Source organism: Pectobacterium betavasculorum (genome assembly GCF_000749845.1).
Classification (GTDB): Bacteria; Pseudomonadota; Gammaproteobacteria; order Enterobacterales; family Enterobacteriaceae; genus Pectobacterium; species Pectobacterium betavasculorum.
In genome coordinates, this window is sequence record NZ_JQHM01000001.1 from 1,386,173 (window position 1) to 1,412,782 (window position 26,610).

24 protein-coding genes, 1 tRNA gene and 1 riboswitch are annotated in these 26,610 nt (G+C 52.3%); of the genes, 12 read left to right on the top strand and 13 right to left on the bottom strand.

The genetic code is table 11. From position 1 onward, the window contains the following. Positions 1–63: 63 nt before the first annotated feature. Together slyA and KP22_RS21530 are read right to left on the bottom strand one after the other, a co-directional pair. Positions 64–501, bottom strand: a complete 438-nt coding sequence (gene slyA, locus KP22_RS06230; protein WP_039299223.1) for a transcriptional regulator SlyA — start codon at positions 499–501, stop codon at positions 64–66. A gap of 228 nt (positions 502–729) precedes the next feature. Next, the gene (locus KP22_RS21530) at positions 730–969 is read right to left on the bottom strand and encodes a DUF1289 domain-containing protein (RefSeq protein ID WP_072012542.1); all 240 of its coding nucleotides are present in this window, start codon (positions 967–969) and stop codon (positions 730–732) included. Between the two features lie 288 nt (positions 970–1,257). On the opposite strand from KP22_RS21530, the gene gloA reads away from it, so the two are divergent. Both gloA and rnt read left to right on the top strand, forming a co-directional pair. Beyond that, on the top strand, positions 1,258–1,665 hold the full coding sequence (gloA, locus tag KP22_RS06235) for a lactoylglutathione lyase (RefSeq protein WP_039299220.1): 408 nt from the start codon (positions 1,258–1,260) through the stop codon (positions 1,663–1,665). A 148-nt stretch (positions 1,666–1,813) separates the two neighbouring features. Further along, entirely contained in the window at positions 1,814–2,485 is a 672-nt protein-coding gene (gene rnt / locus KP22_RS06240; RefSeq protein WP_039299216.1) for a ribonuclease T, read from the top strand. A gap of 110 nt (positions 2,486–2,595) precedes the next feature. Here the strand turns inward: rnt and KP22_RS06245 are convergent, their stop codons facing one another. Further along, entirely contained in the window at positions 2,596–2,946 is a 351-nt protein-coding gene (locus KP22_RS06245; RefSeq protein ID WP_005972539.1) for a Grx4 family monothiol glutaredoxin, read from the bottom strand. 341 nt (positions 2,947–3,287) lie between these two features. Here KP22_RS06245 and KP22_RS06250 point away from each other — a divergent pair, with 341 nt between their 5' ends. Beyond that, positions 3,288–4,139, top strand: a complete 852-nt coding sequence (locus KP22_RS06250; RefSeq protein WP_039299213.1) for a C40 family peptidase — start codon at positions 3,288–3,290, stop codon at positions 4,137–4,139. 101 nt (positions 4,140–4,240) lie between these two features. On the opposite strand, the gene cydH is transcribed toward KP22_RS06250, so the two are convergent. Then, positions 4,241–4,330, bottom strand: coding sequence for a cytochrome bd-I oxidase subunit CydH (gene cydH / locus KP22_RS22360; protein ID WP_154715561.1), 90 nt, complete (start codon positions 4,328–4,330; stop codon positions 4,241–4,243). A 390-nt stretch (positions 4,331–4,720) separates the two neighbouring features. On the opposite strand from cydH, the gene purR reads away from it, so the two are divergent. Both purR and cfa read left to right on the top strand, forming a co-directional pair. After that, complete coding sequence (gene purR, locus KP22_RS06255) at positions 4,721–5,746, top strand: HTH-type transcriptional repressor PurR (RefSeq protein ID WP_039299210.1); 1,026 nt, start codon at positions 4,721–4,723, stop codon at positions 5,744–5,746. Positions 5,747–5,944: 198 nt separating this feature from the next. Next, positions 5,945–7,096 carry a cyclopropane fatty acyl phospholipid synthase gene (gene cfa, locus KP22_RS06260; protein ID WP_039299207.1) on the top strand — a complete coding sequence of 384 codons (1,152 nt, stop codon included), beginning with the start codon at positions 5,945–5,947 and terminating at the stop codon, positions 7,094–7,096. 61 nt (positions 7,097–7,157) lie between these two features. On the opposite strand, the gene KP22_RS06265 is transcribed toward cfa, so the two are convergent. Next, positions 7,158–7,793, bottom strand: coding sequence for a riboflavin synthase (locus tag KP22_RS06265; protein WP_039299204.1), 636 nt, complete (start codon positions 7,791–7,793; stop codon positions 7,158–7,160). A 248-nt stretch (positions 7,794–8,041) separates the two neighbouring features. Between KP22_RS06265 and KP22_RS06270 the strand changes: the two genes are divergently transcribed. From KP22_RS06270 to KP22_RS06300, 6 genes are all read left to right on the top strand, one after another. Beyond that, a complete protein-coding gene (locus KP22_RS06270) occupies positions 8,042–9,415 on the top strand; it encodes an MATE family efflux transporter (protein ID WP_039299201.1) in 1,374 nt (457 codons plus the stop codon). Between the two features lie 500 nt (positions 9,416–9,915). Then, a tRNA-Val gene (locus KP22_RS06280) sits at positions 9,916–9,992 on the top strand. A gap of 285 nt (positions 9,993–10,277) precedes the next feature. Further along, on the top strand, positions 10,278–11,831 hold the full coding sequence (locus KP22_RS06285; protein ID WP_039299198.1) for an L-lactate permease: 1,554 nt from the start codon (positions 10,278–10,280) through the stop codon (positions 11,829–11,831). Positions 11,832–11,876: 45 nt separating this feature from the next. Beyond that, positions 11,877–12,596 carry a (Fe-S)-binding protein gene (locus KP22_RS06290; RefSeq protein WP_039299189.1) on the top strand — a complete coding sequence of 240 codons (720 nt, stop codon included), beginning with the start codon at positions 11,877–11,879 and terminating at the stop codon, positions 12,594–12,596. A gap of 9 nt (positions 12,597–12,605) precedes the next feature. Then, positions 12,606–14,027, top strand: coding sequence for a LutB/LldF family L-lactate oxidation iron-sulfur protein (locus KP22_RS06295; RefSeq protein ID WP_039323123.1), 1,422 nt, complete (start codon positions 12,606–12,608; stop codon positions 14,025–14,027). Beyond that, positions 14,027–14,722, top strand: coding sequence for a LutC/YkgG family protein (locus KP22_RS06300; RefSeq protein ID WP_039323126.1), 696 nt, complete (start codon positions 14,027–14,029; stop codon positions 14,720–14,722). Before KP22_RS06295 ends, KP22_RS06300 begins: the two co-directional genes overlap by 1 nt. 51 nt (positions 14,723–14,773) lie before the next feature. Here KP22_RS06300 and uca read toward each other — a convergent pair whose 3' ends face one another. From uca to KP22_RS06335, 7 genes are all read right to left on the bottom strand, one after another. Further along, the gene (gene uca / locus KP22_RS06305; protein WP_039323129.1) at positions 14,774–18,376 is read right to left on the bottom strand and encodes an urea carboxylase; all 3,603 of its coding nucleotides are present in this window, start codon (positions 18,374–18,376) and stop codon (positions 14,774–14,776) included. 242 nt (positions 18,377–18,618) lie between these two features. Beyond that, positions 18,619–19,254: an urea amidolyase associated protein UAAP2 gene (locus tag KP22_RS06310; protein ID WP_039323132.1), complete on the bottom strand. Its 636-nt coding sequence runs from the start codon at positions 19,252–19,254 to the stop codon at positions 18,619–18,621. Between the two features lie 11 nt (positions 19,255–19,265). Continuing rightward, positions 19,266–20,030, bottom strand: a complete 765-nt coding sequence (locus tag KP22_RS06315; protein WP_052012477.1) for an urea amidolyase associated protein UAAP1 — start codon at positions 20,028–20,030, stop codon at positions 19,266–19,268. 13 nt (positions 20,031–20,043) lie between these two features. Then, positions 20,044–20,835, bottom strand: coding sequence for an ABC transporter ATP-binding protein (locus KP22_RS06320; RefSeq protein ID WP_039323135.1), 792 nt, complete (start codon positions 20,833–20,835; stop codon positions 20,044–20,046). Next, positions 20,832–21,647 carry an ABC transporter permease gene (locus KP22_RS06325; protein ID WP_039323137.1) on the bottom strand — a complete coding sequence of 272 codons (816 nt, stop codon included), beginning with the start codon at positions 21,645–21,647 and terminating at the stop codon, positions 20,832–20,834. Before KP22_RS06325 ends, KP22_RS06320 begins: the two co-directional genes overlap by 4 nt. A 23-nt stretch (positions 21,648–21,670) precedes the next feature. Next, positions 21,671–22,729, bottom strand: a complete 1,059-nt coding sequence (locus KP22_RS06330; RefSeq protein WP_039323141.1) for a putative urea ABC transporter substrate-binding protein — start codon at positions 22,727–22,729, stop codon at positions 21,671–21,673. 59 nt (positions 22,730–22,788) lie between these two features. Continuing rightward, positions 22,789–22,890: riboswitch (guanidine-I (ykkC/yxkD leader) on the bottom strand. A 182-nt stretch (positions 22,891–23,072) separates the two neighbouring features. Beyond that, positions 23,073–23,486, bottom strand: a complete 414-nt coding sequence (locus KP22_RS06335) for a MarR family winged helix-turn-helix transcriptional regulator (RefSeq protein WP_039323144.1) — start codon at positions 23,484–23,486, stop codon at positions 23,073–23,075. 81 nt (positions 23,487–23,567) lie between these two features. Here KP22_RS06335 and KP22_RS06340 point away from each other — a divergent pair, with 81 nt between their 5' ends. Further along, positions 23,568–23,831, top strand: a complete 264-nt coding sequence (locus KP22_RS06340) for a DUF3861 domain-containing protein (protein ID WP_039299154.1) — start codon at positions 23,568–23,570, stop codon at positions 23,829–23,831. A gap of 86 nt (positions 23,832–23,917) precedes the next feature. Here the strand turns inward: KP22_RS06340 and katG are convergent, their stop codons facing one another. After that, a complete protein-coding gene (gene katG, locus KP22_RS06345) occupies positions 23,918–26,092 on the bottom strand; it encodes a catalase/peroxidase HPI (protein WP_039299151.1) in 2,175 nt (724 codons plus the stop codon). Positions 26,093–26,610: the final 518 nt, after the last annotated feature.

The window sequence follows — 26,610 nt, forward strand, 5'->3', positions numbered from 1 at the left end:
CCAATAGCACGTATCGGTAATCTTACCAGAATTTAATTCTCCCTCTGCGCAACCCAAATTTAGCTACGCTTGATTCTCATGTAATGCCAATATATTTTTCTCAAGCCGCGCCACCAGCAGCGCTAATTCATCAACCTGCTCCGGCGTAATACCAAATAATACTTCACTACGTGTATGACTAATTACGCCATTGACTGCCTGTATTATTGGCTCTGCTGATTCAGTCAGCATAATACGTTTTGCCCGGCGATCGTGTGCACAAACATGGCGAGTGATTAACCCTTTTTCCTCAAGCTGATCCAGTGTTCGAACTAATGAGGGTTGCTCAATACCTATTGCTTTGGCGAGTTGAATCTGCGACTGGCCAGGGGGTAAATGGTATATGTTATGCAACGTGACCCAATGCGTTTGAGTCAGTTCAAGTGGTTTTAATCGATGATCGACCAGCGCACGCCACACGCGCACCAGACGGGCTAAATCAGATCCTAATGGCAATTCCATCACCTCTCCTTATTGTTAGTACGCTAAGTTATATCCCTGGATTGCAATCAACTCTGATTTATAAGAATAAAAAACGATTTTATTATCGTAAAAAATAGAACCCTAACGGAAGTGGATTCTATCAAATAAACGTCTTTTAAAAATGATCTCAGGCTTATTTTATTCAATCGAACGCTCCTGCGTTGCTTAAACAAAATTTCACGTAAATAGATCATCTATAAAAATGGCTTAAAACAACGATGGCTGATGGGACTCTGCTGGCGCATCGGCTTTCTCTGAACGTTGTAATCGTTTCATTCTCTGCCGACACAGACGCAGCACATCCTGTTTCTGCGCATCACTCATTTGACCCCAACTAAAGCGCTCATTGCGATTACGAAAGCAACCACGACAATATCCGCCTTCATCCGCCTGACAAATACCACGGCATGGATTAGGGACAACAAAGAGTTCAAGTTGCTCTGGCACAACACCTCCCGCTACAACTCTATTTATTGAAGCCCTGTTCTTTACTGCTGGCAAGCCCAAACGGACAGTCACAATGAAAATAATTAGGTAACCATTGTAATAACTGACGATTTTTTTACACGCAGAGCGGTCTAAAATTAACCGGGTGCGCGATTTGTCCCTCCTGATAGTACGTTTTAACACAAACCTCACCGCAGTGTCGCATTTTTAGCATCATCCCAACGGCTTGGACTCAGCAGAGCCACAACGCTATACTTCCCTTTTGTTGCACTTTTTAACGAGGACACTATGCGTTTACTTCATACCATGCTGCGTGTTGGCGATTTACAACGCTCTATTGATTTCTATACTCAAATTCTGGGAATGCGTGTGTTACGCACCAGCGAGAATACCGAATACAAATACACGCTGGCTTTTGTCGGTTATACCGAAGAGAGCGAGGGTGCGGTTATCGAGCTGACCTACAACTGGGGCGTCGATAGCTATGAACTGGGCAATGCCTATGGTCATATCGCATTGGGCGTTGACGATGTGGCCGCAACCTGTGAGCGCATCCGTAAGGCGGGTGGCAATGTGACGCGTGAAGCAGGTCCGGTAAAAGGCGGTACGACCGTGATCGCATTCATTGAAGATCCAGACGGTTATAAAATCGAATTGATCGAAAACGCTCACGCCGGTAACGGCATCGGACACTAATACGCTGCGCAATACAGGTGTCACATCGGCACCTGTTCTTCTCTATTCCTCTATCACCTTCGCCATTTGAAATGGCAACGGGTATGCTGCATCTCCAGCCAAAATTTGCAATAATGCGCGCTGCGTTTTGCTAACGATTAAGAGACAAATGGCTGATAAAAGTGATCTGAACGCCCTGAGCGGTCGTTTTCGTGGGTTTTACCCGGTAGTGATTGATGTTGAAACCGCCGGATTTAACGCGAAAACCGATGCCTTGCTGGAAGTCGCAGCGGTAACATTAAAAATGGATCAAGACGGTTGGTTGCAGCCAGATGAAACGCTACATTTTCATGTTGAGCCATTCGAAGGTGCAATACTGGAGCCGGCTGCACTGGCATTTAACGGCATTGACCCCACCAACCCGCTACGAGGCGCGGTGAGCGAATACGATGCGCTGCATGAAATTTTTAAAGTCGTGCGTAAAGGGATCAAAGATCAGGGCTGTAACCGCGCGATTATCGTGGCGCACAATGCCACATTCGATCACAGCTTTATGGCAGCAGCAGCAGAGCGTTGTAGCCTGAAACGTAATCCATTCCACCCTTTCGCCACCTTCGATACCGCAGCGCTCAGCGGCCTGGTGTTAGGCCAAACGGTTCTTGCTAAAGCCTGTATTACCGCTGGTATTGCGTTTGACTCCAGCCAGGCGCACTCCGCGCTCTATGACACCAATCAGACCGCGTTATTGTTCTGTGAGTTGGTCAACCGCTGGAAACGCCTGGGGGGATGGCCGCTTGCGTTGGAAGAAAATTCTTTGGAAGACGCGTCAGCCGAAGACTGAGACGGTGGGAAAGACAGAAATCAAAAACGGGTGCCTTAAGGCACCCGCAGGAAAGATTCACGCTAGCAGCATAACAACATTTAGCATCGTTATTATGCTTGATAAGAGCATTACTCTTGATCGGCCTGCTGCGCTTTGTATTTGTCTGCCGTTTCTTTGATCAACTGTTGCAGTTCACCGCGCTGAAACATTTCAACCACGATATCACAGCCGCCAACCAGTTCACCGTCAACCCACAGCTGTGGGAATGTCGGCCAGTTGGCGTATTTTGGCAGCTCAGCACGAATATCTGGGTTCTGTAAAATATCCACATACGCAAAGCGTTCACCGCATGAAGACAATGCCTGAACGGTTTGAGCTGAAAAACCGCAGCTTGGCAATTTCGGGGAGCCTTTCATGTACAGCAGAATCGGGTTTTCAGCAATTTGGCGCTGAATTTTTTCAATTGTCGGTGTCGTCATCTTCTTGCTTCCTTAAATCTATAGGATGGCTAACGTCCAAAACGCTAGCCATGAGCCGCCGTCAGAGTTATTACGACAGCGACATTGACTCAGTGATATTGTACCGATGCCACTAGCCACAAAAAAACGCCATTTTTTGTAGGGTTATTTTCTCTTATCGCTTCACCTTATTGATGAAATCAACGCCAGAAAGTGCTGATAAATCAATCGAAAAAATAACTATTAACGTTTTTTCACTATTCTGTATGAATAAAGCGACCGTGCCCACTTTTTTATGATGCTGTTTTCAGGAATACTGTACGGCTTGAGCGAGTTAAGGATTATGTTCGGTCACTTTTATTATGCGCTTATTTATTACTCTTTTTATATTGTTTTTCAGTAATCTATCCCTGAATTTAGTTCAGGCTGCGCCGCATACTCCGCATTCAGCACCGAAGAAAAGCGCCGTTGAAGAAACGAATAAGAAAAGTCGTCAAACAAAGGGGAATGCTAAATCACCGACTCCGATCAAAAGCAAAAAACCAGAACCTACCGCAGTCAGCAATAAAACCAAACCCCGTAGCGCTAACAAACTGACAGAAAAAACACCGTCACGCACACAAAGCAGCACGCCCGCGCTAGTAAAGAAAAATATTAAAAAGCTGAGGCCTGAAGAAGAGAAGCAGACAATAGCACAGGCTAGAGTAAAAACCGGGTTAAAGAAGAGCGTGCTCAAAGGGAAAGTTGATAAAAATCCTTCTCCGACAGAAAAAGGCATGATGCTTAGTGGAGCGCATAAAAAACGCTATCAGCATGCCAAAACTACAGCCATGAATAAATTGATGAGCCAAATAGGTAAACCTTATCACTGGGGCGGTTCTTCACCCTTTACCGGGTTCGACTGTAGTGGGTTGGTTTATTACGCTTATAAAGACGTCGTTAAGATCCCAATTCCACGCACTGCGAACGAAATGTATCACCTGCGTGATGCCGCGCCGATTAAAAAGAGCGAACTGGAAAGTGGCGATTTGGTCTTCTTCCGTATCAATAATCGTGGCGCAGCCGATCACGTCGGGGTTTACCTGGGGGAAGGGAAATTTATCCAGTCACCGCGTACAGGTTCAGATATTCGTATCAGCAAGCTGAGTGAGGATTACTGGCAGGAGCACTACGTTGGCGCGCGGCGCGTGGTAACACCGCAGACGATTCGTTAAGCAGATTATATCTGGTATACCCTAAGTAATTCGCGATTCAGACACGTTTTATGCATCATTAACGTGTCTGAATACCTAACCCGCGCAGAAGCACCGATCGGTTAGTTCAGCACCGCAACAAAGCTAAACACGATGATCACAGCCAAAGAGCCAACCGTTGTCAGCAAAGACATCTTCAAATTTGTATCCATAAATCACTCCTTATTAGCGAACAAGCTTCATGTGAAACTTTATCTGAAAAAAGACACCGCCATTCGCAGCAGAACCTACTTAGGCGGCTAAGGCTACAAAAAATAGGGTTATTACGATTCTTTCATAATTTTAGCGAAAAATCTCGGACGAATGCATCACTAATAGTATAAATTAGCTCTTTCACTTTCATGATAAATCGGACACAATCCGCTGTTTATGAAAGCGCTGCGTATCAGTCGAAAAACATCAACCCAGACCCCTTCGGTATAGCATTCGGCATTCTCCTTCTGAAATCCTGTTTTTTAGCTTAGAAGAAGAACTTTAAACGTAGGCAAACGATTAACAATATACTTACGTCTGTAACAGGTAAGTTCAGGAGTCATTTTTAGATGGCAACGATTAAAGATGTGGCAAAACGTGCTGGCGTTTCCACCACAACCGTATCGCACGTGATCAATAAAACACGTTTCGTCGCCGAAGAGACTAAGGCAGCCGTCAGGGCAGCAATCAAAGAATTGCACTATTCTCCCAGCGCTGTCGCTCGCAGCCTCAAAGTTAATCACACCAAATCTATTGGCTTGCTGGCCACATCCAGCGAAGCGCCCTACTTCGCCGAGATTATTGAAGCGGTCGAAAACAGCTGTTATGCCAAAGGTTACACGCTGGTGTTGTGTAATTCTCATAACGACATTGGCAAGCAGCGCGCCTACCTTTCCATGTTGGCGCAAAAACGTGTCGATGGCCTGTTGGTAATGTGCGCCGAATACCCGCCAGAGCTATTGGGCATGCTGGAAGATTATCGCAGCATTCCAATGGTCGTGATGGACTGGGGACAGATGCACAGCGATTTTACCGACACGATTATCGATAACGCCTTTGAAGGCGGTTATATGGCGGGTCGCTATCTAATTGAGCGCGGTCATCGGGATATCGGCGCAATCCCCGGTATTCAAGAACGTAACACCGGTAGCGGACGCTACCTCGGCTTTTTAAAAGCGTTGAAGGAAGCCGACATCACCGTGCGCGACGAATGGATTGTCCAGGGTGATTTCGAACCAGAATCCGGCTATAAAGCCATGCATCAGATTCTCGCGCAGAAACATCGACCTACAGCCGTATTCTGTGGTGGCGATATCATGGCGATGGGTGCCATCTGTGCCGCAGATGAACTGGGTCTGCGCGTGCCGCAGGATATTTCGGTGATCGGTTATGACAACGTGCGCCACGCACGCTTCTTTACGCCAGCACTGACCACCATCCACCAGCCGAAGGAGCGCCTGGGTCAATCCGCATTTTCTATGCTGCTGGATCGTATTACTAGTAAGCGGGAAGATGCGCACGTCATTGAAGTACACCCGACGCTGATTGAACGCCGCTCGGTTGCCGATGGTCCGTTCCGCGATTATCGCCGCTAGTCTCGACGACCAATACAGACGGTTTTTCTATTCCTGCCCATTTTCCCTCTCTGCTTCAGCCCAGTTTCTTGTCTGCTGGCTGAAGCAGTTCTAAATTTAATACCGTGTTTCATTTCCTCTGGTGACAGCCGATACGCCGGCTGAGATAAGTGCTGTCCAGTGTTTTACGATACTTTTACATAAAGTTAAGGGGGCATGATGGGATCACCTTACACAGAAGAATGGGATCGCGATACCGCGCCTTGGTTTCACATAATGCAGGACATGTTGGCCATTGCGGATATCGCGATCAACGGTACTCGCCCTTTTGACATCCACGTAACCCATCCGAACTTTTTTAAGCGCGTCTTGCGAGAAGGCTCGCTGGGATTAGGTGAAAGTTACATGGACGGATGGTGGGAGTGTGAACGGCTGGATATATTTTTCCATCGCGTCCTGCGCGCAGGGCTAGAAAATACATTACCTCGTCGCTTGCACGATCTGACACGAGTCGCCATTTCCCGCGTCACCAATTTGCAGTCCCGCAGGCGAGCTCAGGCTGTCGGTAAAGCACATTACGATTTAGGTAATGACCTTTTTACCCTAATGCTTGATCCCTACATGCAATACTCTTGCGCTTATTGGAAACAGGCACAGACGCTGGAGCAGGCGCAGGAAGACAAACTCACCATGGTTTGCGAAAAACTCCAGCTAAAATCAGGGATGACGCTGTTGGATATTGGCTGCGGTTGGGGCGGACTTGCTGAGTTTGCGGCGCGGCGCTACGGTGTTTCCGTTTACGGCATCACCATCTCCAGAGAACAGCAAAGACTGGCGCAACAACGCTGTCAGGACTTAGACGTCATCATTGCGCTACAAGACTACCGCGATCTCAACCAGCAATTCGATAGGATCGTCTCTGTCGGCATGTTTGAACACGTCGGCCCGCGCAACTATGGCTCGTACTTTCGCATGGCGAAACGCAGTCTTAAACCCGATGGACTGTTTCTGCTGCATACCATTGGGGCTAATAAGACCAACCCACATATTGATCCCTGGATTCATAAATACATCTTCCCCAACGGCTGTATTCCATCCATACAGCACATCGCGCAGGCAAGTGAGCCTTACATGGTGATGGAAGACTGGCACAATTTCGGCGCTGATTACGATCGCACATTAATGGCCTGGCAGGCACGATTTCAACAAGGCTGGCCGCAGCTTGCTACACGCTATACTGCCCGCTTTCGTCGGATGTTTAGTTACTATCTGAGCGCGTGCGCAGGGGCGTTCAGAGCCAGAGAACTTCAGCTCTGGCAGATCGTATTCAGTATCAGTGGAATTGACGGTGGATTACGCGTTTCGCGCTAAGAGAAAAGAGAAAACCGGATGATCTTGTTCATCCGGTTTACAAAAAGATACCACGCAGGAATTACGCTTCGTTGGCGAGGTCATTCGCCTGCTTGCTGGCTAACACGCGTTCTACGGTATCGACCACGGCCTGCGTTTGCGGGTCGATTTCAATATTGATACGATTCCCCAGTCGCTTTTGACCCAGCGTTGTACGGCTCAGCGTTTCCGGAATTAAATGCACACAGAAACGTCCGCGGGTTACTTCTCCCACCGTCAGACTGATGCCATCAATCCCGACGAAACCTTTATGCAGCACGTATTTCATCAGCGCTTCATCTGCCAGGCGGAACCAAATCTGATGATTATTTTCTGAAACCTGAATCTTGACCACTTCCGCCGTACACATGATGTGGCCGGACATGACGTGTCCACCGATCTCATCACCAAATTTCGCGGCTCGTTCAATATTCACGACGTCGCCTTCATGAATATCGCCCAGATTCGTTAGCCGCAGCGTTTCTTTCATAAGGTCAAAACTGATGCGATCGCCATCAATGGCGGTTACCGTCAGGCAGCAACCATTGTGCGCCACCGATGCACCGAGCGTAAGCCCTGGCAGCAGGTCACTCGGAAGTTGAATAACGTGCGTGCGAAAGTTGGTTTTTTCTTCAATCGACACCACCGGTGCGGTGCCCTGAACAATACCGGTAAACATGCGATTTGCCTCTTAAAAACAAAGAAATGACTGCATGCAGTGTGCCCGATATTCCGTGGAAAACCAAACCGGAATACCGCACGTCAAACGCAATCGAAACAGCAGCGTAACAAAAAGAACATATTCTCTTTCAAGCTGGTTTACTTTTATTAAGTCGTTACAATAACGCTCTCGTTCTATTCTTGACGTTTTTCATATCCAGATTATTCATCCCGCTAGCAAAGTTAAGTCATTCAAGGAAGGTATCCGTGCATCAGTATCTGACAGAGGCGCGTAAATTATCGACGCTTGCTGTTCCTGTCATTATTGCGCAAGTGTCCCAAACGTCGATGGGTGTGGTTGACACCATCATGGCCGGTGCTTATAGCGCCACCGATATGGCCGCCGTCGCAGTGGGAACCTCTATTTGGCTACCCGCCATTCTTTTTGGTCACGGTCTGCTGTTGGCATTAACCCCCGTCGTCGCGCAGCTCAACGGTTCTGGCCGACGCGACCGCATCTCTCATCAGGTGCGACAGTCTTTCTTGCTGGCCGCCCTCATTTCCGTGCTAACGATGCTGGTACTGTATCAGGGGGAATATGCCATTAATCTGATGAGCGAAGATTCACCTGAATTGGCGGCAAAAGCCATCGGCTATCTGCATGCGTTGCTGTGGGGCGTTCCCGGTTATTTGTTCTATCAGGTGTTGCGCTGCCAGTGTGAAGGCCTATCAAAAACCTATCCGGGTATGATGATCGGGTTCATCGGGCTACTAATCAACATCCCGATTAACTATATCTTTATTCACGGTAAATTCGGCATGCCAGAACTGGGGGGAGTCGGCTGCGGCGTGGCTACCGCATCGGTTTACTGGATCATGATGCTGTTGATGATGCTCTATACCCGACGAGCGTCCTGGCTACGTGATATCCGCCTTCATCGCCCCGCATTCCGCCCGGATGTGGCCGTGCTGAAACGTTTGTTTGGCCTCGGTCTACCGATTGCGTTGGCATTGCTTTTTGAAGTCACTCTGTTTGCTGTGGTGGCGCTGTTGGTATTGCCGCTGGGCGTCATCGATGTGGCTGGTCACCAAATTGCCCTGAATTTCAGTTCGCTGATGTTCGTTCTTCCGCTTTCGGTTGGCGTCGCCACAACCATCCGTGTCGGGCATCGATTAGGGGAGGGCTCGGTTGAAAACGCCCGCATTGCCGCACACACGGGTATCATGGTCGGTGTCGCGTTGGCCAGTTGTACGGCAATTTTTACCACGCTGCTGCGTGAGCCTATCGCCCTGCTCTACAATCAGGATCCGTTGGTTGTCGCGATGGCTTCTCAGCTCATGCTATTGGCCGCCGTTTATCAAATTTCCGATGCCGTACAGGCGATCGGCAGTGGCGTACTACGCGGCTACAAAGACACCCGCGCGATTTTCTATATTACGTTCACTGCGTATTGGATATTGGGATTACCGAGCGGCTACCTACTAGCCTTGACGGATATCGTCGTGCCGCGCATGGGCCCGGCGGGTTTCTGGTGCGGTTTCATCATTGGTCTGACAGCAGCGGCGGTGATGATGGTGACGCGGATTCGTTTTCTTCAGTGCCAGCCTGCCGCACGAATTTTAGCGCGAGCCGCTCGCTAGATAACGTTTCACCCTGTCTTCTACCCTAAATAATTCAAGTTGTGTGACAAAACGCTAGCGTTTTGAACAACGCCAAAGCGTTGACCCTTTAGGGCAAGGCTCATTTATGGCCTTGTAATGCGGCAATCGAGCGACAAATTCGTCGGGAACGAATTTGACCAGCCAACGGCTGGCCTTCGGTGAGAGACAGGAAGTCTCTCATTTCATCCCCAGGAGCTTACACAAGTAAGTGACTGGGGTGACAAATCTGCCGGGAGCGGATTTGAACGCGGCTTGCAGCGGCCCTTTAGGGCGAGGCCCACGACGGGCCGAGTATTTAAGGGCAGCCAACGCACAAGCAGCTTGAAGAATGACGGGTATCGTCGAAAAAAACGACGGAATGGATACAACCCCAGCAATCGCGCTGGCAAGGGCACAAAATTGCATTTTTCCTCTTGCCAGCTTTCACCTTGCTCGCTACTATTCGCCTCGCTGCCTAACAGGCGGCTCGGTATCTCAATGCGTTCATAGCTCAGTTGGTTAGAGCACCACCTTGACATGGTGGGGGTCGTTGGTTCGAGTCCAATTGAACGCACCATTCTTTGTTTCTTTCTTTTTAACTCCTTTGGCGTGCCGTTCGTTTTTCACTATTTCATGAAATAAACACTGCGATTTTCACTCGTTCACGTCCCTTACCACACCATTTAATTAATTAAATTAACCATTAAGTAATTAATTTCACACCCATTCCGCACTTCTTTGTTTCATCTGACCCGATTCAGCTAAAATTATTTAATAACCGCTCACTATATAAGTGTATATAGCACCACGTTGGTACTCCTTGTTTTTTTACTTCTTAAAATCAGGATGTCAGGACACCGCTATGCACGATTATTTATATTTTTTTCTGGGTAGCTTCCCACTGCTGGTCATGATTGTTCTTATTCTCAAAATAAAAATGCCTATCCATCACGCGGTACTGATTACGCTGACGATAACCGTCGCGATCGCCGCCCTATTCTGGCACACGCCACTGAAAACGCTGGGGTTAGCGGCAAGCTATGGCGCACTGAAAGGGCTATGGCCAATTATCATCGTTATTCTGGGTGCGATATACAGTTATAACCTGATGCAAAAAACACGCAGTATGGATGTACTACGGGATGTCCTTGCCAGTATCAGCGATGATAAGCGTATTCAGGTATTGCTGATTTCATGGTGTTTTGGTGGTTTCCTCGAAGCGGCGGCGGGTTATGGCACTGCCGTTGCGATCCCCATCGGCATTCTTATCGCACTCGGTTTCGATCCGATGAAAGCGGCCATCGCCTCACTGGTCGCCAATACTGTCCCTACCGCTTTTGGTGCCGTCGGCATTCCGGTTTCTATTTTAGCGGAACAGGTTCACCTTCCGGTCACCACATTAAGCGCCACGGTGGTATTGCAACTGGCGTTATTTAACATTCTCCTGCCTTTTGTGATCATCGCGATCGTTGGCGGCGGTATTAAAGCCATTCGCGGCGTGTTCGCTATTACGCTGGTGTGCGGCGTGACCACGCTGGTGCCGCAGTATATTGTGGCCGTTCACCTCGGTGCCGAATTGCCCGCCTTCGCTGGCAGTTTAGTCAGCCTGGTTGCGGTTACGTTAATGGCAAAATGCCGTAAAAAAGAAACCGATACCACCTACCTTATCGATAGCGCTCAGCGCGCATCCCTATCTGGCTATTCCTCCAGTCAACTACTGCGCGCCTGTGCGATTTATATCCTGATTTTTACCTTTATTCTGCTTTGCTCTCCGTTATTTCCTGCCATCAAAAGCACAGTCTCTCAGGTGGCTTCCGTGATTCCCTTCCACCTAACGGACACACAAGTGCTGAAGTTGAAGATCGACTGGATTGCCACTCCCGGCGTCCTCATCATCATCGCCAGCCTGCTGGGCGGTTTTATACAGGGAGCGAATCTGGGGACCATGCTGAATGTCTTCGTCAGCACGGTAAAACAGCTCAAAAATTCGATCATCGCGATTACCGCCATCGTCGCCATGGCGACGGTAATGGATGTCAGCGGACTGATCGCCACATTGGCACAAACCCTGGTGGACGTCACCGGAGGGGGCTATCTGTTTATTGCTCCCGTGATTGGTGCGTTAGGCACCTTTGTCACCGGCAGCGACACCAACTCCAACGTGCTGTTTGGCAAGTTGCAAACCATGGCTGCGGAAAAGCTGCATGTCGATCCCGTCTGGTTGGCTGCGGCAAATACCGCAGGGGCCACCGGCGGCAAGATGATATCGCCGCAAAGTATTGCGATCGCGGTGTCGGCAACACGCATGGAGGGACAAGGCAGCGCGATCATGTCCGGCACGCTGAAGTATTGCGGTGTCTATATCATCATCCTTGGGCTCAAGGTCGGCCTGGTGTACTACCTGTTTATGGCCTGATATCACAATAAAAAATCCATCTATATTGAGTAATGGGAGTCTGTCGTGAATGTTAATTTTTTTGTTACCTGTATTGGTGACGCCCTTAAATCCCGTATGGCGCGTGATTCCGTACTGCTATTGGAGCAGTTGGGCTGCAACGTGCACTTTCCTGAAAAACAGTCATGTTGTGGGCAACCCGCCATCAACGGCGGTTACATCAATAGCGCCATTCCCGGTATGAAAAGCGTGATTGCCGCGCTGGAGGACAATGACGACCCGATCATTTCTCCCGCAGGTTCATGTATGAACGCGATCCGTCATTATCCCGAATATCTGGCCGATGAGCCCGAATGGGTGTTGCGTGCCGAGCGTGTTGCCGAACGCATGAAAGATCTGACCTCGTTCATCGTCAATACGCTGGGCGTAACGGATGTCGGTGCACGCCTGTCAGGAACTGCGGTTTACCATCCCTCCTGTAGCCTGTTTCGCAAACTGGGCGTGCGAGAGGAACCCGTCACGCTGCTCAGCCACGTTCAGGGTCTGCACTTGCTGCCGTTTAAGGCAGAAGAAACCTGTTGCGGCTTCGGTGGCACGTTTTCGGTGAAGATGGCAGAAATTTCCGGTGAAATGGTCAAAGAGAAAGTCAGCCATATGATGGAGGTCAAACCCGACTATCTGATTGGTGCCGATGTCAGTTGCTTGCTCAATATCGGTGGACGAATGCAGCGTGAAGGCCACCCGGTCAAGGTGATGCACATCGCCGAAGTCCTGATGAGCCGCTAAGGAGAGGATATGAGCCTAAAAACCAGCGATGTTAAATTTAAGGATCGTATTCAAACCCAGATTCACGATCCCATCATGCGTAAGGCGGTTGCCAACGCGCAGGAGCGTATCGGCGCAAATCGCCAGAAAATGGTCGACGAGTTGGGCCATTGGGAAGCGTGGCGCGATCACGCCGCCCAGATTCGCGAGCATGTACTTAACAATCTCGATGCGTACCTTTACCAGCTATCAGAAAAAGTCACGTCCAACGGCGGACAGGTCTATTTCGCCAAAACCAAGGAGGATGCAACCCGCTATATCCTTAAGGTTGCTCAGGCTAACCATGCCAAAAAAGTCGTCAAAGCGAAATCGATGGTCACCGAAGAAATCGGCATGAATCACGTCTTGCAGCAGGCGGGGATTGAGGTTATCGAAACCGATCTGGGCGAATATATTTTGCAGTTGGATCAAGACCCGCCTTCGCATGTTGTGGTTCCCGCTATCCACAAAGATCGCTACCAGATCCGTAAAGTACTGCATGAAAAACTGGGCTATGACGGGCCAGAAACGCCAGAAGCCATGACGTTGTTCATTCGCCAGAAGATACGTGAGGATTTTCTCAGTGCGGAAGTCGGCGTAACCGGCTGTAACTTCGCGGTGGCGGAAACCGGCTCGGTCTGTCTGGTCACCAACGAAGGCAATGCGCGAATGTGTACCACGTTGCCCAAAACGCATATTGCGGTGATGGGTATGGAGCGGATTGCGCCAACCTTTGAGGAAGTGGACGTCTTGATCACCATGTTGGCGCGTAGCGCAGTCGGTGCACGCCTAACGGGTTATAACACCTGGCTGACAGGGCCACGGGAAGCGGGACACGTTGATGGACCGCAGGAATTTCATCTGGTGATCGTCGATAACGGTCGTTCACAGATTCTCGGCTCCGCATTCCGCGATATTCTACGCTGTATCCGCTGTGGCGCCTGCATCAACACCTGCCCTGCCTATCGTCACATTGGTGGACACGGCTACGGCTCTATTTATCCTGGTCCAATTGGCGCCGTCATTTCTCCGTTGCTAGGCGGCTATCAGGATTTCAAAGAACTGCCTTATGCCTGCTCACTCTGCACCGCCTGCGATACCGTATGCCCGGTCCGTATTCCCTTATCGTCACTGATTCTCAAGCACCGGCGCGTCATGGCGGAAAGCGGAATAACGCCAAAAGCAGAACAGCGCTTCACGAAACTCTTCAGCTACGTCAACAGTCATCCGATGCTGTGGAAGGTCGGAATGATCGCCGGTGCCCATGCCGCAGGCTGGTTTATCAAAAACGGTAAAACACGCATTGAGATGGGTGCCATCGGCGAATGGACGGAAGCCCGCGACCTGCCGGATGCAGACGGTGAAAGCTTCCGCAGCTGGTTTAAGAAACATCAGGCGAGAGGAAAAAAATAATGGAAAACCGCGATACCTTTCTGGCCGATATTGCCCGTCAGCTTGGACGCGAGGTGCGCCACGCTCCTGCTCCATTGCCAAGGCCTGCCAGCCATCATGCGCGTACTCGATTAACCGATCTAACTGTACAGCAGCGTTGTGATGCGTTTATCGATGTCGCCACCAACGTCATGCTGGCACACTGTGAAGTCGTCAGCGAAGCCGACGCAGCGCAGGCCGCGCTGCAATTGTGCGATAAATACGGACATGCACCTGTGATCATCAGCGACGATCGGCGTTTAGAGACATTAGGGATCACCGCATGCTTGCAGCGTGAATGCCAGGCCACCGTATGGGATCCCAGCGTGGGAGAAGAAAACTTGCGGCTGGCGGAGCAAGCCAAAGTCGGCGTAGTCTACGCGGAGTATGGCCTAACCGAATCAGGCGGCGTGGTGCTATTTTCCGCACCACAACGAGGACGCGCCGTCAGCCTGTTGCCGGAATCCTCTCTCTTTGTACTGCGAAAAAGCACATTGTTACCCCGTATCGCTCAGTTGGCGCAGCACCTGCATCACATGGCACAACAAGGCGAGCGTATGCCATCGTGCATTAATATTATTGGTGGCCCGAGCTCCACCGCCGATATTGAACTGATCAAAGTAGTCGGCGTACACGGGCCGATTAACGCCGCCTATCTGATCGTTGAGGACTGTTAAAAATCGGGCAGGCGGCATCATTTCGCCGCCTGCCGCGATACGGAGCGGGACTTATCCCTGATATTCAATCACCACCACGCACTGCCCGGCACGAACGGATGCGCCGGGCTGGCAGCGAATCTCTCGAACAATGCCGCGCTGCGGCGATACAATCGGGATCTCCATTTTCATGGATTCGAGGATCATCAGCGTTTCCCCCTCGGCCACCGTCTTACCCACCTCCGTCGCCACCTGCCAGAGGTTGCCGGAAATCGGGCTTTCCACGCCGATCTGCCCCGGCTGGATCGGCATTTCGCTCGCTGCCTCAATCACCACGTCCACGCTATCCGTTACCGATTGACCGGCAATACGCCAGCGTTCACGCTCCGCCTCAAACGCTGCCCGCTGACGCACACGGAATATCTTGATGTCTTCCGCTTCCCGTGACAGGAAATCCTGATAGGCGCTTAGCGCCAGTTCGCTTTGCTCGATCCTCAGCGGATAACGGCCTAGAGGGAAATCCCGTCGGATGGATAACAATTCGTCAGCCGAGACCGGATAAAAGCGAATCTGGTCGAAGAAACGCAGCAGCCATGGTTTACCGTCAAAGGCATCAACGCCGCGATAGCGATCCCACATTTGCAGCGTGCGTCCGACAAACTGGTAACCGCCCGGCCCTTCCATGCCATAAACGCACAGGTAAGCGCCGCCAATCCCCACCGAGTTTTCTGCGGTCCAGGTACGTGCCGGGTTATATTTGGTGGTGACTAAACGGTGACGCGGATCCAGCGGTGTCGCCACCGGTGCGCCGAGGTAAACGTCACCCAGCCCCATCACCAAATAGCTGGCGTCAAATACCGTGCGATAAACCTCATCGAGATTATCCAGTTCGTTAATGCGGCGGATAAATTCAAGGTTACTCGGGCACCAGGGCGCATCGCTGCGTACCGTGGTCATATATTTCTGAATCGCCAGTTGGCAGGCGGGATCGTCCCAGGACAGCGGCAGATAAACCACTCGCGACGGCACGGTCAGATTTTGCTGGGCGCAAACGGCCAACCATAAGGAAGAAAGCACCTCCAGCAGAGGCGGCAATGCCAGCGTTTCAGGCCGATAGTGCACCTGCAACGAACGAATACCCGGCGTGATATCAATAATGCCATCGAGCGTTTGTTGTTCCAGTGCCAGCATCAGCGCATGAACGCGAAAACGCAGCGCCACGTCCAGTTCCGCTGCCCCCACTTCCAGCAGCAGATGGGTATCGCCGGACAGTCTTGCAACCAGCCGCTTATCCGCATCACCGATATCCAGCACCACCGGAGAAATCAGCGCGGCAGGCGACCAATTGATGTTGATCGGCGCAAGCTGTTCTACCTCAGCATGACGCGCCAATGCCAGTGAACGCGCCGTGGCGAGATCGACGGGAATAAAGCGCACGCGATCGCCGGCATTAAGCTGCCCCAGCGCCCACAGATCGGCTTCGATCACCGTCACCGGACAGACGAACCCCCCCAGACTCGGGCCATCCGGCCCTAGAATAACTGGCATATCGCCGGTGAAATCCACTGCACCGATAGCATACGGATTATCGTGAATATTCGACGGGTGCAGCCCCGCTTCTCCGCCGCTGTCGCGAACCCATTCCGGTTTCGGCCCAATCAGGCGCACGCCCGTACGGCTGGAGTTAAAATGCACTTCCCATTCAGTGGTGAGAAAAGTGTCCATGTAGGCAGGCGTAAAATAGTCGGGTGCGGCATGAGGGCCGTAAATCACGCGCAGTTCACGTACCGCAGACAAGGTCGTGCGTAACGCATCCGGCAGGCTGTCGCCAACGCGTCTGTCCGCCAGTGCAGCAAGGTGCAAGACATCCCCCGCCCGCAGCGCGCGCCCAGCATGGCCACCAAACTGTCCGAGCGTGAACGTGCTTTTACTACCAAGGTAATCCGGCACCTCAATACCACCACGCAGGCAGAGATAACTGCGCACGCCCTGTTCCTGCATTGTCCCTAAGCGCAACGTGGCACCAGCCGGTATCGCAAACACGCAATCCATCGCGACGGGCTGGTCGTCCATCTCAATAGCGATAGCTGCCCCCGTAATAACCGCCACCGCATCCGTGTTAAAACGTAAGGTCGGCCCGTTCATCGTGATCTCCAGCGCGGCCGTCCCCGCCGGATTTCCCACGAGTCGATTCCCCAAACGCAGTGCGCGATCGTCCATCGGCCCCGACGGCGGCACACCGACCGACCAGTATCCGAGACGCCCGGGATAATCCTGTACGGTGGTTTGCGTACCTGCACTCACTACTTCGCAGGTTGTCGCCTTGTAGGCCAGTGCATCCAGACAGCGCGTCCATGGCTGGCCGCTGGCAAACGGTTCTGCCGCCAGAATCTGACGCAGATAGTCACGGTTGTGCTCGACACCGTAGAGGCGCGTGTCCGCCAGCGCGCGATCCAGCCCGGCCATCGCCTGCTCACGGGTTGGCGCACAGACGATGATCTTAGCCAGCATCGGATCGAAAAATGGGGGGATGTCGCATCCTGCCGTCACCCAGGTATCGATGCGCAGGCTGTGTCCTTCTGACGCGGGGAATTCGACCTCCGTCAATAATCCCGGTGATGGCTGGAACTGTCTGCCCGGATCTTCCGCATACAAACGTGCCTGAATCGCGTGCCCCTGAGGATTCAGTTGGGCTGCCAGTTCGCGCAACGGCGGTAGATCCCCTGCGGCCAGTTCAATCATCCAGCGTACCAGATCCACACCCCAGACCTGCTCCGTTACGCCGTGCTCGACCTGTAGGCGCGTATTGACTTCAAGAAAATAAAAACGATCGGTTGCGCTGTCATAAACGAACTCCACCGTCCCCGCACTGCGGTAATTCACCGCCTGCGCCAGACTGATTGCCGCAGAACACAGCGCCTCGGCGACGCCATCCGGCAAATTGGGCGCGGGCGTTTCTTCAATGACTTTCTGGTTACGGCGCTGCACCGAGCAATCCCGAACGCCCAACGCTAGTACCTCTCCCTGACCATCGCCAAAAATCTGTACCTCCAGATGCCGGGCACGCTCGATATATTTTTCGATGAAAACGCCCGCGTCGCTGAAATTGTTCTGCCCCAACCGTTTTACCGTTTCAAACGCCTCGGACAGTTCCGTGGCGCTATAGCAGACGCGCATCCCAATCCCACCACCACCGGCCGTGCTTTTGAGCATGACAGGGTAGCCAATCTCTGCTGCCGAGCGGAGAGCTGCATCAATATTTTCCAGCAGCTCGGTGCCTTCCAGCAGCGGAACGTGGTATTTTTTCGCCAGTGCCCGCGCCGTATGTTTTAAGCCGAACACACGCAGTTGCTGCGGCGTCGGCCCAACAAAGGCAATCTGTGCCGCTTCGCAGGCTTCGGCAAACGCCGCATTCTCAGACAGAAAGCCATACCCCGGATGGATGGCCTGCGCACCACTGCGCTGCGCCGCCGATAAAATTTTCGCGACATCAAGATAGGTATGTGCCGCCGCGCCCTCTCCCAGACTAATGGCTTCATCGGCGTCCTGAATATGCAGGCTACTGATATCGGCATCAGAATAGACCGCGACGCCACGGACGTTCATCTCGCGCAGCGAACGCAGAATACGGCACGCAATTGCACCACGGTTAGCAATCAGAAGTGTATCGAACATACGCTAGACTCATGCAAGGGCAGGTCGTCCCGCCGAAATGCGATCCGCATGATGGTCGTCCATCGCGGTAACGGTCAAAGGATGTAGAGGCGTGCTACCACATCGAAATCATCAGTTTTTGTCAGACGGAGAACGGCTCGTTGACGGCAGAAAATACCGGTTCGCTCTCGCTTCCAATGCACTTACTAGCCACTCTCTCACACGCTGCCATCGCGTGTGTTTTTCATGGCCTCGATCCGGCGTCAGTTCCATACCAACACCTCCGCAGGCGTAGGGTTCCAGCCATTACACGGGTTGTTAAGCTGCGGACAGTTGGAAATCAGCACGACGACGTCCGTTTCGGCGCGTAGCTCCACGTATTTCCCCGCCGCGGAAATACCGTCCTCGAAGGTCAGCCCGCCTTCCACCGTTACCGGCACGTTCATAAAGAAGTTGATGTTCGCACCAATATCTTGCTTGTTCAGACGACCATCGTGTAGGCAGGCACAGAGAAAGTTGTCACGGCAGCTGTGCATGTAGCGTCGGTCGAGCGCATAACGCACTGTGTTACTCTCTTGCGCACAGGCACCGCCCAACGTGTCATGTCGACCGCAGGTGTCGGCGACAATCGTCAACAACGGATTGCCAAGGTTGGAATACAGCACGCTACCCGTAGTCAGGTAGACGTTATTCTGACGGCGCAGCGTACGCTGTGGATCGTAGCGTTCACGTGGGTTATCAACGCGATAGAACAGCGTATCCACCGCCTGATTACCTTCTAAATCCAATAATCGCAGCGTCTGCCCTTGTTTGACTTCAAACAGATAGGGTTCTCCGGCTGGGATGACATGGCGGAAGACCGCGTCCTCGGCCATTTTATTGCTGGCAATTAACGTCATATCCGGCCTCCTTACAGGTAACCGCGTTCGGTATTGTGAAACGCGCGTGCATTTTCCTCACGGAACTCACGGCAGTACTTGGCGACATCCTCGTCTTCTGCTCGGCTCCAGGTGAGTGCAATTGGACGCGGCGCATACGTCGGGTTGGGATCCATCGGGTGTTGCAAAGCCGTCAACACGACCAGCGTGTCCATCGGTGCATACAGCTCGATGTAGCCACCCGCCTGAGAATGATTGGCGTGAAAGTGAAACTGCCCTTGTGCATCCACCGTGACTTTGCTGAACAGGTTGATCGTCATCAGCAAATCTTGCAGATTGAGGTTCCATTTGCCCATTTCGACCAACAGGTTATCCATACCGTTACGGAAAAAGCCGTTGCGTAATTCCTGATAGCGCCCCTGCCCGTATTTCTCATGCACCTCCTGCGCATTGAGCACGCCGCCCATGCTGTCGTGCCAGCCGCAGGTGTCGGTAACGATCGCCGCCAGTACCCGTCCCATATCGGAGTAAAGGCAGTGCCCAACCGTTAATTTGGCGGTATGTTGCCCTTTCAGAGTGTCCGGCAGGTTTAACCGTTCGCTGGTCTGGTGCGCATTAAACATCAGCAGACCCACATTACCGCCGCCTTCCACATCGGTGATCCGCAGAATCTGTCCGCGCTTGAGAATGAAGGAGGTATGGCCTCCACCCGGTACCGTTTCTTCATCCAACGTTGACCGGCCTGTCGATGTATTTTTCGATGCGTGTGTGTCTGTTAATACCTGTATCTCTGTCATCACAGAAAGCTCCTTAAACGGGGGATGTCGCCGCACTGACAACAGGAGACAGCGGCGTAAGCGCACGCTTGCGCGTAGCGAGACGCGCCTGATTCAGCGGGATGTCATAAGTAATACGTGCGCCATAGGCTTCCGGCACATGGGGATCGACGCGCACTTTGTCGAACACCAGCAAACGTGTGCCGAGGTGGAACCCCTCCGGCAGATCGTGGGTAACCATAAAGACCGTTAAACGGGTTTCCCGCCACAGCTCCAGCAGTAAGGTGTGCATATCGCCGCGAATACCGGGATCCAGCGCCCCAAAAGGTTCATCAAGCAACAGGATGCGCGGCTGGACAATAAACGCCTGAGCAATCGCAAGCCGCTGCTGCATCCCACCGGAAAGTTGATTGGGATATTTGTTCATCGCATGTCCAAGCCCGACGCGTTCCAGCATGCGAGCAGCACTGGCACGGACCTCCTGCTTACGCCGTCCAAACAGCTTGCCGAACCAAGGGGAGCGCGGTATTTCCAGCCCAATCATCACGTTTTCCAATACGGTTAAATGTGGGAAAACCGAATAGCGCTGAAACACCACGCCGCGACTGACATCCGGTTCGGCAGGCAACGTTTTCCCTTCGAGTCGCACTTCGCCACGACTGGGCGTTTCCTGCCCCAGCAGCAGGCGCAAAAAGGTGGATTTACCGCAGCCGGATGCGCCAACCATCGTGCAGAATTCCCCTTCCTCGACGTTCAGGTTCAACCGTTCCAGCACAACGTGGTCGCCGTATTCCTGCCAGATGTTATCGATCTCGATAAAACTCATGCTTTGCTTTCCTCTGACCACGGGAACCAGCGGCGATGCAACCAGCGCAGTGCCATATCCATCAACCATGCCAGCAGCGTGATCCACACGACGTAAGGCAGAATCACGTCCATCGCCAAATAGCGGCGAACCAGAAAGATGCGGTAGCCCAGCCCGGCCGTTGCCGAAATCGCTTCGGCAGAGATGAGAAACAGCCACGCTGCACCCAGCAGCAGCCGCAGTGAAATCAACAGTCGTGACAGCAGTTGCGGCAGGATGACGCGCAACACCACTACCCAGCTGTTCGCCCCCAGCGTTTGCGCTTTGATCAGCATTTCCTGTGGGATATTGCGGGCACGCTGTTCGAGATCGCGCGCCAGCATCGGCGTGACGCCAATAACGATCAACATCACTTTTGAGAGTTCATCGAGTCCGAAGACGATAAAAAGAATGGGTAAAATCGCCAGCGGCGGGATCATCGACAGTACGGTCATCAACGGCGAGAGCGGCGCGCGGAACAGCGGAAAAGCCCCCGCCGCAATCCCAAACAACAGACTCAACAGGCTGGCGATCCCCAAACCCAGCGCGAGACGCACCAGACTGGCCTGCGTATCCAGCCAGAACAGGTAGTCACCGCTACGTTTGTCTTCGGTAAATGCCATGCGCTGAATCGCCTCAGCCATTTGCCCAAGGCTTGGCAGCAGTTTGTCATTGGGATTGGTTTCCAGCCGCAGCGCTGACCCCACGAGGTACATCACCAGCAGCACGGCAAACGGCAGCAGGACAAGCAGCAGCCGTCCGCCTCGGCTGGGGGAGCGATTGATCAAGCGCACGATAGTCTCTCCAGTCTGCGAGGTCAGAGTTTGTTCTCTGCGGCCAGACGCACGAAGGTGTCGTCAAAGCGCAGTTTCACATTCGCGCTGTCACCTTGCGTGACCTGCCCAGGGAACGTCATGCCGATAAAATCGGCACTCTGAGCACCAGTGCCGAGCAACCCTTTATCAAAGGAGAAGTCTGCAACGCGTTTCATGGTGTTCGGGAGATCGGCGCTGGTCAGAAACGCCAGGTTGTCCTGTGCGGAATAAAATAAATGGGTGGTTTTTAGCTGTGCCTGATAGCCTGCTAAATCGGTACCGGAAGCGGCCGCCATCGATTCCAGCGCGGGTTTGTCGCCCGCCTTCATCAGCGCCATCATTTCAAACCAGGCACCGGCTAGCGCTTTACCTAGCGCTGGATTCTCTTGTAGCGCCTGCGTGTTCACGACCATCATGTCGATCAGTTCGCCAGGGATCTGACCGGACTGAAAGACTTCCGAGGTATCCGGCTGGCTTTTAATCGCGGAAAGCTGTGGGTTCCAGGCGACAGCAGCCTGTACGCTGCGGGTGGCGAAGGCGGCAACAATATCGGCATCCGACGTGTTGACGACGGTGACATCCCGCTCACGCAATCCGGCGGTTTCCAGACCGCGCACCAGCAGGTAATGCGAAACGGAGAGTTCAGGCAGATTGACCTTCATCCCACGCAAATCGCTCAGCGTTTTTCCTTTGCCCTTGAGTACGATACCGTCATTGCCTGCGGAGAAACTACCAAGCAGCAGCGCCGTGGTATCCACACCGCCCGCCGCCGGAATGGTCAACGCATCCATGTTGGTCATGGTGCAGCCGTCAAACTGTCCGGCGGTGTATTGATTGATCGACTCGACGTAGTCGTTAAGCTGGGTAACCTTAATCTTAATGCCGTACTTATCGGCCCATTTATCGATAATGCCCTGCGTGCCGATGAAGCCCCACGGCATCCAGCCAGCGTAGATAGTCCAGCACACGTTGAATTGCGTTTTAGGCGCAGCCGGTGAAGGGAAGCTCAGCAGCGCTGAGAGACTGAGGACGCAAACGCCCAGTAAACGAGATAGATTCATGCCAGACCTCCGGTTGAGTAAGAAAAAAGCGGGAACAGCGCGACACCATGGGTGTTGCTGTCTCCCGGGCTTTTGTCCCGCCGTGTAACCTCAACTGGAGGTCGCCAGCTCTCGGACCAGACATCCATATTGCATGGATCGGAACCCTAGCCAGCTATTCAGGTTGTTCAGCGCCCTATGTGGTGCTGTCCCGAAGAGACTAGAGCAAAATGCGTGCCAGCACCGGAGATGCCGCTACGGCTGGTATTTGGGCAGGGAAGAATGCCGCTCTCGCGCCAGCACGGTGCAGCAGCACAATGAACGCGCCTCACGGCAGTGCAGAGATCTTGAGTTGGTGTAGGATTTAGTGTTTAGCATCGCTCGCCGCTATTTTTTCCAGCAGCGCACTAAACATGGCTTGTTCGTCCGAGGACAGAGCCTGAAGCATCTGTGCTTCAATCTGCTTTTCCTGATGCAGAAAAACCTGTGTAAACACGACGCCTTTATCGGACAAGCTGAGCCACACGCTGCGGCCATCATCCGGATTATCTATTTTGCGGACATAATCACGCTTGACCAACTCAGCCACCATTCGGGTAATTTGCGCCTTATCCCGACCAACAGTTTTCGCCAGCAACTGAGGCGTAATCCGCCCTTCCATCGCGATGATCTTACATAGCCGAATGTGCACGACATCCAGACTAATATCGTGCGCTTTCATTTGTTCCTGCATCTGTGCCTTATAACTTTCTAATAAGGCAAAAAGGGCTTTCATCATGTTTTATTGACTCAGTCAATCAATGGTCATATAGTTGATCTTATCAACTATCTATTATGAGTTCAATTTAGTGAGGACATTATGGGAAACACCTATCAGATTACGGTGGAAGAAAAAGCTGAGCAGCAACGCACGCTGTCGTTTGAATTCTCGCTTCACGATGATCTGTTCAAGCTACTAGAAAAAGTCGACGGCAAGATGGACATGACGCCGGAACAAACTCAGGCTTTTATGGTGGGATTGAAGCTATTTAGTGAGGTGATGATGCAGCAAAGAAAGCATCCGCTGTTTAAGGAATTTTCTGCCCCGTTCAGAGAATTCATGATGAAGCTGAAGAAACAGTGATCGGCACAGACACACCGAAAATGCATCACAGTAGAAAATGATTCTCCCCACGCGGCACAAGCGCCCGCGCAGGGAGTGGTTACGTCTTACTCTGCCAGATCGAAGCGATCCGCATTCATCACTTTCACCCAGGCAGCAACAAAGTCATTCACAAACTTCTCTTTGCTGTCGTCCTGTGCGTAAACTTCAGCGTAGGCTCGCAGGATGGAGTTGGAACCAAAGACCAGATCCAGACGCGTCGCCGTCCACTTGACTTCACCCGTTTTACGATCGCGGATTTCATACAGGTCTTTGCGGTAAGGCTTCCACGTGTATTTCATGTCGGTCAGATTGACGAAGAAATCGTTCGTCAGCGCCCCTTCACGATCGGTAAACACGCCGTGCTTCGTACCGCCGTAGTTGGTTCCCAACACGCGCAGCCCCCCCACCAGCACAGTCATTTCTTTCGCAGTCAACCCCATCAGTTGGGTACGGTCGAGCATGAGTTCTTCCACGCTAACGGCATAATCTTTCTTCAGCCAGTTACGGTAGCCATCATGAATCGGTTCGAGGACATCGAAAGATTCCACATCGGTCAGGGCATCAGTGGTATCGCCACGTCCCGGCGCAAAAGGCACGGTCACATGTACGCCCGCCGCTTTTGCCGCTTTCTCAATCCCCACATTACCTGCCAGAACGATGGTATCGGCCACGCTGGCTCCCGCTGCGGCCGCAATACTCTCCAAAACGACCAGCACGCGCGCCAGACGCGCAGGTTCATTACCTACCCAGTCTTTCTGCGGGGCAAGACGAATACGCGCACCGTTGGCACCGCCGCGCATATCGGAGCCACGGAACGTACGGGCACTGTCCCAGGCGGTTGCCACCAGCTCACTAATGGAAAGGCTACTTTCGGCAATGCGCGCTTTGACAAGCGCAACATCATAGTCGGTACGGCCAGCCGGAACCGGATCCTGCCACAGTAAATCTTCCTGCGGCACATCTGGGCCAACGTAGCGCGCTTTCGGCCCCATATCGCGGTGAGTCAGTTTGAACCACGCTCGGGCAAACACTTCAGAGAAATAGGCCTGATCCTGATAGAAACGCTCAGAAATCTTACGATATTCCGGGTCAACTTTCAGCGCCATATCGGCATCGGTCATCATTGGGTTGTAACGAATAGACGGGTCTTCAACATCAACCGGTTTATCTTCTTCTTTAATGCTGACGGGTTCCCACTGTGACGCGCCCGCTGGACTCTTTCTCAATTCCCATTCGTGGTTCAACAACATGTGGAAGAAACCGTTGTCCCATTGTGTAGGATGCGTTGTCCAGGCACCTTCCAGCCCACTGGTCACGGTATAGCGACCTTTACCCGATCCCGTCGGGTTATGCCAGCCGAGGCCTTGCTCTTCAACATCAGCACTTTCTGGTGCCGCACCCAGCAGGCTGGCATCACCGTTGCCGTGGGTCTTACCTACCGTGTGTCCACCCGCCGTCAGGGCGACCGTTTCTTCATCATTCATTGCCATACGAGAAAACGTAACGCGCATGTCTTGTGCGGTTCGCAGCGGATCGGGATTGCCGTCGACGCCTTCCGGGTTAACGTAAATCAGCCCCATCTGTACGGCAGCCAGCGGATTCTCCAGCGAAGTACGATCGTCGCTGCCATAGCGTTCAGTACTTTTTGCCAGCCACTCTTTTTCCGCTCCCCAGTAGGTATCTTTTTCCGGTTGCCAGATATCTTCACGACCAAAAGCGAAGCCGAAGGTTTTCAGCCCCATGGATTCATAGGCGATAGTGCCCGCCAGAATAATCAGGTCTGCCCAACTGAGTTTATTGCCGTATTTTCTTTTGATTGGCCACAGTAAACGGCGCGCTTTATCGAGGCTGACGTTATCCGGCCAGGAGTTAAGCGGTGCAAAACGTTGGTTACCGGTTCCGCCGCCGCCGCGACCGTCAGTTGTACGGTAGGAGCCTGCCGAATGCCAGGCCATACGAATCATCAGCCCGCCGTAGTGACCCCAGTCCGCAGGCCACCACTCCTGGCTGTCGGTCATCAGCGCATGCAGATCTTTTTTGAGGGCATCGACGTCGAGGGTTTTGAGGGCTTCACGGTAGCTGAAATCGCTGCCTAATGGGTTGGTCTTGGTGTCGTGCTGATGCAAAATGTCGAGATTGAGGGCATTTGGCCACCAGTCCGTGTTTGATGAGCCAGTAGAAGTGTTTCCGCCGTGCATAACCGGACACTTGCCGGCTGGTTTCGTTTTATTCTCGTCCATCATTATCTCCCAGTATGTTGCATTGCCTTAATCGCTGCGCAAGAAGGTGGATCGTTCTCCGATAGCCTTACCTTTATGGCAACGGGGCGCTTTACCTATTCCTTCTTCTTGATGCAAGACAGTGCCAGAGTCTCCCTATCATTTATAATTGTATATGCTAACTTCTGCGATAGCTTAAGCTGATGAAAGCGGCTCAATCGCACATTTTTCCTATCTGCATCAATAATCTCGCCGATAGAATAGCTTGAGATGATGTGTTTGCTTATTATTATCAATAGCAATCGTTCCAGATCGAATATTGGGAGCAACCACGGTGCGAAGCATCCCTACGAGAACCTCATCATCGTGTTTCCCTAATCGAACCAGGAAGCCGTTCCACAAACCGGCACCATTGCTCACTATAAATGCATACCATCTACGTTATAACTACCGGAAACATAGCTCTCATTCGCTAGCTGTGTTACCCAATGCATGCCCAGTACCTGCTCGCCAGCACAAACGCAGCATTATCACGGCTA

Bases quoted from the DNA above. Each gene is read 5' to 3' on its own strand.
- slyA (WP_039299223.1), bottom strand. From the start codon at position 501: ATGGAATTGCCATTAGGATCTGATTTAGCCCGTCTGGTGCGCGTGTGG.
- gloA (WP_039299220.1), top strand. From the start codon at position 1,258: ATGCGTTTACTTCATACCATGCTGCGTGTTGGCGATTTACAACGCTCT.
- rnt (WP_039299216.1), top strand. From the start codon at position 1,814: ATGGCTGATAAAAGTGATCTGAACGCCCTGAGCGGTCGTTTTCGTGGG.
- KP22_RS06245 (WP_005972539.1), bottom strand. From the start codon at position 2,946: ATGACGACACCGACAATTGAAAAAATTCAGCGCCAAATTGCTGAAAAC.
- KP22_RS06250 (WP_039299213.1), top strand. From the start codon at position 3,288: ATGCGCTTATTTATTACTCTTTTTATATTGTTTTTCAGTAATCTATCC.
- cydH (WP_154715561.1), bottom strand. From the start codon at position 4,330: ATGGATACAAATTTGAAGATGTCTTTGCTGACAACGGTTGGCTCTTTG.
- purR (WP_039299210.1), top strand. From the start codon at position 4,721: ATGGCAACGATTAAAGATGTGGCAAAACGTGCTGGCGTTTCCACCACA.
- cfa (WP_039299207.1), top strand. From the start codon at position 5,945: ATGGGATCACCTTACACAGAAGAATGGGATCGCGATACCGCGCCTTGG.
- KP22_RS06265 (WP_039299204.1), bottom strand. From the start codon at position 7,793: ATGTTTACCGGTATTGTTCAGGGCACCGCACCGGTGGTGTCGATTGAA.
- KP22_RS06285 (WP_039299198.1), top strand. From the start codon at position 10,278: ATGCACGATTATTTATATTTTTTTCTGGGTAGCTTCCCACTGCTGGTC.
- KP22_RS06295 (WP_039323123.1), top strand. From the start codon at position 12,606: ATGAGCCTAAAAACCAGCGATGTTAAATTTAAGGATCGTATTCAAACC.
- KP22_RS06300 (WP_039323126.1), top strand. From the start codon at position 14,027: ATGGAAAACCGCGATACCTTTCTGGCCGATATTGCCCGTCAGCTTGGA.
- uca (WP_039323129.1), bottom strand. From the start codon at position 18,376: ATGTTCGATACACTTCTGATTGCTAACCGTGGTGCAATTGCGTGCCGT.
- KP22_RS06310 (WP_039323132.1), bottom strand. From the start codon at position 19,254: ATGACGTTAATTGCCAGCAATAAAATGGCCGAGGACGCGGTCTTCCGC.
- KP22_RS06315 (WP_052012477.1), bottom strand. From the start codon at position 20,030: ATGACAGAGATACAGGTATTAACAGACACACACGCATCGAAAAATACA.
- KP22_RS06320 (WP_039323135.1), bottom strand. From the start codon at position 20,835: ATGAGTTTTATCGAGATCGATAACATCTGGCAGGAATACGGCGACCAC.
- KP22_RS06330 (WP_039323141.1), bottom strand. From the start codon at position 22,729: ATGAATCTATCTCGTTTACTGGGCGTTTGCGTCCTCAGTCTCTCAGCG.
- KP22_RS06335 (WP_039323144.1), bottom strand. From the start codon at position 23,486: ATGATGAAAGCCCTTTTTGCCTTATTAGAAAGTTATAAGGCACAGATG.
- KP22_RS06340 (WP_039299154.1), top strand. From the start codon at position 23,568: ATGGGAAACACCTATCAGATTACGGTGGAAGAAAAAGCTGAGCAGCAA.
- katG (WP_039299151.1), bottom strand. From the start codon at position 26,092: ATGGACGAGAATAAAACGAAACCAGCCGGCAAGTGTCCGGTTATGCAC.